1 protein-coding gene is annotated in these 205 nt (G+C 60.0%); it reads right to left on the bottom strand.

The genetic code is table 11. The features are described from left to right. A partial coding sequence (locus OGY09_RS00960) for a hypothetical protein (RefSeq protein WP_286589793.1) occupies positions 1 to 205 on the bottom strand: 205 nt, incomplete at both ends.

Below are 205 nucleotides of genomic sequence, written 5' to 3'. Positions count from 1 at the left end.
GTCTGTGCGGTGAGCCAGCCCACGGGGTTGTATTCACTGCAGGTCACGCTGCCGTCGGCGTATTCCTTTTTCACCACCCGCTTCAGGCCACCTTCACCGGCGGTGTGCAGCACTTCCCGGCGGTTCAGGCTGTCGGTGATGGTGACGGCGTTTTTCCCGTATTCATAGCGGTAGCTTAAGCCTGCCGGATTATGCTGCTCCACCA

The organism is Citrobacter sp. Cpo071 (genome assembly GCF_030332765.1).
GTDB lineage: Bacteria > Pseudomonadota > Gammaproteobacteria > Enterobacterales > Enterobacteriaceae > Citrobacter > Citrobacter portucalensis.
Note: the sequence above shows the minus strand (reverse complement) of the source record. Positions and strands in the feature narration are given on the sequence as shown.